Source organism: Pseudomonadota bacterium (assembly GCA_026390555.1).
GTDB lineage: Bacteria > Bdellovibrionota_C > UBA2361 > UBA2361 > OMII01 > OMII01.
In genome coordinates this window covers 1-6,631 of sequence record JAPLFS010000040.1, presented here as the reverse complement: position 1 = coordinate 6,631, position 6,631 = coordinate 1, and the positions used below count along the sequence as shown (strand labels likewise).

Here is a 6,631-nt window from a genome sequence, read left to right as displayed (position 1 = left end):
TGACAGCATTTGCCATTAGCTCGCTGAGCTTTGTCTGCGCTTCCTTATACTCAGCTATCGTGAGTTTCTGCGTGGTCGGGTCCGGCATCGCTTTTAGCTCCCTTAATAAGTTATCGGCTAAGTGCCTTGCTTACTTTACAGTAGATCCCATCTGGGCCAAAGCAGGGCTTAAATAGGGGTAGAAGAGAGGCATTAAGATAGTTACCTAAAATACTCCCCCCAGCGCGCATCAACGTTACGTGCAGTATCTACATCGCACTCAACAACTGCTGGATACCAGGGCTTAAAGCGCGCATCGATCAGAATTGGCGGATCGTAGCTTAAATGGTGACGATCTAGCGTTGTTTGGGCCGCATAGATATCTGCCGCAGGCTCAAAGCGGGTAAAGGTTGTCCAGAGAAAGGCGCTCGTATCTTTAAGCGCCTGGTCGAGGTTATCTACCAGCACAACTAAGGGCCAATCACGCAGCAGAGCGGCTTGAACGATGCTAGCAGGATAGCTGCGGTCCTGCTCATACGAGGGAACTTCAAGCACAAGGCAACCCGCACAGAATACCCCTGCCCTGCTAACTCCCCCCGGTAATAGCTGCGGAACTTCGCGCGGCAATCTGCGTTTCTCCTCTCCGCATCCAATTAAGACCCCCTTACTGCCATGATTCACCCGTGGGCCTGTATAATCGAGGGTATCCATCGCCGTATTCGAAAACACGAAGAGGTCAGTCGCAAAATCCGCGCGCGCCAGCACATGCTCAAGCACCGCTCTAAAGTTCGTAAGATCGATGCGCTTATCGAGTAAGAGAAGAAATTTAGTTAGAGAGAGCTGCCCCTCCCCTAAAATTCTAAAGGCCGACTGTAAAGACTCGCGGCTATAGCGCTCCTGCACAACCGCTGAGGCGAGCGCATGAAATCCAGTCTCTCCGTATGACCAGAGATCTAAGACCTGCGGCATCACCAGGGGAAACAACGGCGAGAGCAGCCGCTGCAGGTACTCTCCAATATAAAAATCCTCCTGCCTCGGCTTGCCAACCACTGTGGCAGGAAACACCGCCCCTGGTCGACGAATAACTCCCTTACAGTGAAAGACCGGATAATCGTGCTGTAAAGAATAATACCCGTAGTGATCACCGAACGGCCCCTCCGGTCGTAGCTCGTTCGGGTCTACCTCTCCAACAAGGGTAAACTCGGCGCTCTCAACTATAGGCAAAGGCCCGAGCGGATTATCTAAGAGCGCTAACTTCTCTCCAAGCACAAGGGAGGCAAAAAGCAGCTCCGGTACGTTCTCTGGTAGCGGTGCTATCGCTGCGAGGATCAGTGCCGGAGGGCCCCCCATCGTAATATTAACCGGTAATCGCACCCCAAGATCCTTGGCCGCTGCAAGGTGATACCCCCCACCCTTTCCGATCTGGCAATGCAGTCCCGTTGTTTGATCATCATAACGCTGGATACGATACATGCCGAGGTTATGAATCTTTGTGCTCGGATGCTCCGTATAAACAAGGGGCAACGTTATAAAGGGCCCACCATCTAGTGGCCAGGTGGTGAGTAGCGGCAGGCGCGAGAGCTTTGGTGGAGTATCGATCAGTAGCGCACTATCAAAGGGGCGTTTACGCAACCCAACTCTCGCCAAATCTCCTACGGTACGGCGCTGCTGCCATAATTTCGCAGGCGTAATAGGTAACAGGGTATGAGGTAGCCCAGATAGCTCCCGTACTAACTCCTCAGGTCTTGCACCAAAGGCGAGCTCTACCCTTCTTGTGGTGCCGAAGAGGTTGGTGACGAGCGGAAATGGTGAGCCCTTTACCCGTGTAAAGAGCAGGGCTGGGCCTCCACGCTCGATCGTTCGCCGATGGATCTCGGCAACCTCAAGATGGGGGTCCACTTCAACTGAGATCTCTAATAGTTCGTGCTCACGCCGAAGAATTGTTAAAAACTCCTGGAGTGATCGAACACCTTTACGTTGCGACATATGTGAGTTCAGCTCATTATAGACTAATTTCCTGTAACTGGTCACCGTAGTTTAATGTTGCGATTCAAGCTACTCAGATTACGGCGAAGTTTCATAGGTAATTCGATTGGCCGTCCCCTGACCGGGGACGACAGATTTTGTGACCAGTTAATGTTTTCACCCCCGATTTGCTCTGCAAATCGACCCCTGAGGGGTTCTGTTTTCACCCCCACCGCATTGCTGCGCCAGCAGCTTGCGCTGCTGGACGGGCTCTGCAAATCGACCCCTGAGGGGTTTGTACAGAGCATCTACGTGTGCGATTGTCCTTAAACAAACAGTAGGAGGATCCCCTCATGAGCCTAGTAACTTGTACAATCGATAGCGACGGCATAGCAACTGTAACCTTACAGGACGAGGCTAACTTAAACGCCATGAGTGGTGAGATGGCGCGCGATTTTAGCGCCGTTGTAGACCAGCTAAGAGTAAAGAAAAATGCTCGTGTTATAATCCTGACCGGCGCTGGAAAGGCCTTCTCTGCCGGGGGACACCTAGCGATGCTTGAGGCCAAGCGCTCCCTGAGCAGGGAAGAAAACCACGCTCAGATGATGAAGTTCTATGCATCCTTTCTCTCAATACTCGATCTGCAGGTGCCCCTCATAGCCGCTCTACACGGCGCCGCCGTTGGCGCAGGGCTTTGCCTAGCGTGTGCCTGTGATGTTCGCATCTCTACTCGCGACGCAAAGCTTGGGCTTACCTTTCTTAAGCTCGGCTTGCATCCTGGCATGGGCGCAACTTATTTTGTGCCCCGTATAGTTGGTTCAAGTATGGCTACGGAGTTACTAATAAGCGCCAGGGTTATTAATGCTGAGGAGGCCCTAAGAATCAATCTAGTTTCACGTCTGTGTGAGAAAAGCACCCTACTCAGTGCCGCCAATAGTATTGCACACGAGATCCTAGCTTGTGGCCCTAATGCAAGCACTCAGCTGCTTGAAACTATGCGCGGCAATACTGCGCAGCTTTTACAGGCCCTGGAACGCGAAGCGGCTTGTCAGAGTATTAACTACGCGAGCGCTGAATTTGCTGAGGGCTTAGCTGCGATCAGAGAGAAGCGTGCGCCCATCTTTCCAAAAAGCTAGCACCGTACCAACAGCCACGATAACTACATGCGCTAAGGAGAACCACGCACCACGCCAGTTGCCAGTCTCAGTAGCGGTCAAGAACAACCGATACGCACAGATGAGCAAAACGGCGATAGCCGCAAACAATACCTGCTTCTTAATAGCGCGTGAGCTTTCTTTGCTAGAGGTCATATTGTGCTTGTGGGCTTTCAGCGCTATCGCAGCAAGCTGAGACGCTCTTGAATTGCCGCAGGATCTCCCTCGTACTGCTTCAGACTGTCCTGAAGCGAGCTCGGATCAAGATCTAGGTGCAGGGCAACCCAGGCAAAACTAAAGGGACGCTTGGGCGTAATCCTGCCGAATAGCCACTGCCTTGCGCTACGCACAACGTGCCGCTCGCAGTGCGCTGTGCCGAATGCGTCACAGATAGCACGGGCGAGAACAGCTGCCAGAAGATTACGTTCTGGCTTAACTGGTGATGAAGCTTCCATCTCATCTTCGGGCGTGAACTTATTCGCAGAATTACTCATACGCGTATACCTTCTCCAGTATGCATTGATAATTTAAGTATTTAGTGGGTCTAACAAAGATCTTTTTACGACTGCTGTGGAAAGAACTTCTGTGGAAAGAACTACTGCGGAAAGAATAGAAACGATCGAAATAGAGGAATTAGAACTGCAAGTGGCTGAAATGACTACAGCGTTTAGCTGCGGCGTTCTAAAACTCCGCGTACTAAGACTCCGCGTTCTAAAACCTAGAGTAACGACCATCTAATAAGCCCCCTCTGATTAGAGGGCTAAGAGGTATGCTCTGCGCCCCCCTTAGCTCCCGGATCTCGCTGCCACTCTGCCCCGACCTAAACTGTCAAGGCGCAAGTGGTTGCGTTCATTCACAAATCACAGGATGGTAAGTTATACTGGCTGGTTTCTAGCGTCAATAGTATTTTTAAGTTACTTTAAGTAAGACGATGTTCTATTCACATCGTTTTTGTACCGAAGCCTTGTTTGACATTTTTCATGGTCGAGTATAGCCTCCGCTACTCTAAAAGTTCGAGGAGTTTTCATGAATTCGGGTGTTAGCAAGAAAAAGCTTTTTATTAGTAATCTTGATTTTGAGGTAACGAGCGAGCAGCTCCGTACCCTATTCGAAGAGGCCGGCGGCTGTCTAAGCGTTGTCGTTGCTTCTGACCGCGAGACGAAGCGCTCTAAGGGGTTTGCTTTCGTTGAGATGGACCGCGAAGAGGATGCGCAGAAGGCTATCGAGTCTCTCAATAACCGCACAGTAAACGGTCGCCCGATGAAGGTCTGCGAAGATCGCGGCAAGGGTGGTATGGGTGCTCCAATTGGCGATGGTGGATCAGATAGCGGACCACGTCGCTTTGAACCACTCCCATCGATTCAGAGGATGCAGCTCTTCAAGCGCCGCAAGAAGCTAGATCCATTTACTGATGATCCAACTAAGTCTGTTGATTACAAAGATGTAGTGATGCTCTCACGGTTCGTAAGCGAGCGTGGTCGTATCCTCTCTCGCCGTCTGACCGGTCTTAGCGCATTCAATCAACGTAAGGTTTCTAAGGCTATTAAGCGCGCACAGAGCCTAGGTCTAATGGCCTATACCTCGATTCAGACTTAGTAGCGTTTTTGTTCGCGGATCTAAAAAGCCGGCCCTCGTGGTCGGCTTTTTTATTCTTATAGCTCTTATTTTAATTCAATCTAGCGCCTGGCGTGCGACGTACTGCTGATAGAGTCCCTGTCGAGTCTTTAACTCCTCGTGTCTGCCCTCTTCAAAAACCGTCCCTTCGTTTATCACAACGATAGTGTCCGCAGCGCGTACCGTTGAGAGGCGGTGCGAGATAATAAGCAACGTCGCAGTAGGCAACCTGTTTCGAATCGCCTTAAGCACCCCCTCCTCCGTCGTACTGTCGAGCCCAGAGGTGGCCTCATCGAGGATAAGCAGGCTTGGATTGCGCAGGATGGCGCGTGCTATCGCCAAACGTTGCCGCTCTCCACCGCTTAGCTGTGCGCCCTGCTCGCCTAGCTGCGTATCGAAGCCGTTCGGTAGCTTCTCTGCAAAATCAAGAAACCCCAGGGTGCGGATTGTAGCGAGCACGTCGGCGCGCGTGAGCTGCTCGTTACCAAAGACCAGATTCTCATAGAGCGTAAAGCCAAAAAGATATGGCTCCTGCGGCACCCAGGCAAATGAGCTCCGTATCTCCTGAGAGCTTAAGTCTGCAATCGGCACACCGTTAACGAGCAGCTCTCCGGATGAGGCTGCATAGAACCTCAATAAAAGCTGGGCGATTGAGCTCTTTCCTGCGCCTGATGGCCCAACGAGTGCTGTCATCTTACCGGGCGCTACCGAGAATGAAAGCTTATCGAGCACCGGCGAATCAGCTCTATCAGGATAGGCAAAGCAGAGATCTTTAATCTCAATCTCTACGCTCTTAAGCGCCGCGGATGGTGCTCTAGATGGAAGCAGATCCTGTTCCTCATTAATTAATTCAAGTACGCGCTCTAGCCCTCCAAGGCTCTGCATCAGTTCGGCATAGGCACCGATAAGAAATGAAAACGACACGGCAACTATAGCTCCATAGAGCACAAACGCCGCTAGATTGTTTAAAGGAAGTCGCTCCGTTACTACGAGGTGAATTCCGTACCACTGCACCAAAAGGAGTAGCAAATTAAGCATTAGACTTGCGCCCGAGGAGAAGCCTGCGCTGATTGCTGTTCTGCGCTCTCCAGCGCCTAGCACCTCTCTATTTGAAGCGCTAAAGATCTGCGTGGCTGCCTTATGCGCTCCCAGCGCGTCTACGATCTTGGCCCCTGAAAAACACTCCACAACGAACGTGGTCAGTCTCGCTATTGCATTCTGGTAGTGGCGCGAAGCCCCCTTCAGACTCTTTATACAGATAGACGACAGGCCCACTATGCAAAGAATGCTGATAATAATGGCACAGGTCATGCGCCACGACATAAATGCCATCAGCACTGTCCCGCAGAGAACCTGTATTCCGTAGCGTAGAATAACCGAGAGCTTAGTTGAAACAGCCTCCTGAACTAGTGCTGCATCGGAATTAATGCGCGCTGCAAGATCACCTGAACGGTTGCGATCAAAAAAGAGCGCATCACGCCCTATGATCGATCGAAATAGTTGCAGGCGCACATCGGAAAATACCCGCTGTCCAACGATTCCGAATAGGTAGGAGCGAGAGAAGAAGGCCGCTCCCTGAACAATAAAAAGAGCGGCCAGCACCGCTGTCACCCGATCAAGGTGCTCTAACACCCAAGGAAAGAGCTGTGGGTCAAGCGCTCGTCGTAGCAGCTCTGGGAAAACAAGATTAATTGCGCTACCAACAAAGAGCGCCCCTAGGGCGGCGATGAATCTACCCTTATAAGGGGCGACCTGCTTCAGCAGCCGTATAATGGGGCTCCCGTGCTGCGCAGCAGCGTACTTGCTGTCACGCCCTATCAATCGGCTTTTCATTTAAAACGCCTACAACGTAGATTATGTGTAACTAGTCAGAATAAACTAAAAATGATCGTTCACGTTGATGCTCTGTACCAACCCCT

Annotated in this window: 6 protein-coding genes and 1 pseudogene; 3 read left to right on the top strand and 4 right to left on the bottom strand. The window is 51.4% G+C overall.

The annotated features are described in order from the left end of the window. Positions 1-201 precede the first annotated feature (201 nt). Complete coding sequence (locus tag NTV65_06090) at positions 202-1,965, bottom strand: UbiD family decarboxylase (protein ID MCX6114767.1); 1,764 nt, start codon at positions 1,963-1,965, stop codon at positions 202-204. A 332-nt stretch (positions 1,966-2,297) separates the two neighbouring features. Here NTV65_06090 and NTV65_06085 point away from each other — a divergent pair, with 332 nt between their 5' ends. Next, positions 2,298-3,080 carry an enoyl-CoA hydratase/isomerase family protein gene (locus tag NTV65_06085; GenBank protein MCX6114766.1) on the top strand — a complete coding sequence of 261 codons (783 nt, stop codon included), beginning with the start codon at positions 2,298-2,300 and terminating at the stop codon, positions 3,078-3,080. Here the strand turns inward: NTV65_06085 and NTV65_06080 are convergent. Together NTV65_06080 and NTV65_06075 are read right to left on the bottom strand one after the other, a co-directional pair. After that, a complete protein-coding gene (locus NTV65_06080) occupies positions 3,033-3,254 on the bottom strand; it encodes a hypothetical protein (protein MCX6114765.1) in 222 nt (73 codons plus the stop codon). The two genes, NTV65_06085 and NTV65_06080, sit on opposite strands and share 48 nt — an antisense overlap. A gap of 23 nt (positions 3,255-3,277) precedes the next feature. Continuing rightward, positions 3,278-3,592: a hypothetical protein gene (locus tag NTV65_06075; GenBank protein MCX6114764.1), complete on the bottom strand. Its 315-nt coding sequence runs from the start codon at positions 3,590-3,592 to the stop codon at positions 3,278-3,280. A gap of 532 nt (positions 3,593-4,124) precedes the next feature. Here NTV65_06075 and NTV65_06070 point away from each other — a divergent pair. Continuing rightward, positions 4,125-4,349 (top strand): annotated as a pseudogene (locus NTV65_06070) (RNA-binding protein). 117 nt (positions 4,350-4,466) lie between these two features. Next, a complete protein-coding gene (gene rpsR, locus NTV65_06065; GenBank protein ID MCX6114763.1) occupies positions 4,467-4,694 on the top strand; it encodes a 30S ribosomal protein S18 in 228 nt (75 codons plus the stop codon). A 75-nt stretch (positions 4,695-4,769) separates the two neighbouring features. On the opposite strand, the gene NTV65_06060 is transcribed toward rpsR, so the two are convergent. Further along, positions 4,770-6,545: an ABC transporter ATP-binding protein gene (locus NTV65_06060; protein MCX6114762.1), complete on the bottom strand. Its 1,776-nt coding sequence runs from the start codon at positions 6,543-6,545 to the stop codon at positions 4,770-4,772. Positions 6,546-6,631 lie beyond the last annotated feature (86 nt).

What these genes read in the sequence shown, in the direction of transcription:
- NTV65_06090 (MCX6114767.1), bottom strand. Translation starts at nt 1,965, where the DNA reads ATGTCGCAACGTAAAGGTGTTCGATCACTCCAGGAGTTTTTAACAATT.
- NTV65_06085 (MCX6114766.1), top strand. Translation starts at nt 2,298, where the DNA reads ATGAGCCTAGTAACTTGTACAATCGATAGCGACGGCATAGCAACTGTA.
- NTV65_06080 (MCX6114765.1), bottom strand. Translation starts at nt 3,254, where the DNA reads ATGACCTCTAGCAAAGAAAGCTCACGCGCTATTAAGAAGCAGGTATTG.
- NTV65_06075 (MCX6114764.1), bottom strand. Translation starts at nt 3,592, where the DNA reads ATGAGTAATTCTGCGAATAAGTTCACGCCCGAAGATGAGATGGAAGCT.
- rpsR (MCX6114763.1), top strand. Translation starts at nt 4,467, where the DNA reads ATGCAGCTCTTCAAGCGCCGCAAGAAGCTAGATCCATTTACTGATGAT.
- NTV65_06060 (MCX6114762.1), bottom strand. Translation starts at nt 6,545, where the DNA reads ATGAAAAGCCGATTGATAGGGCGTGACAGCAAGTACGCTGCTGCGCAG.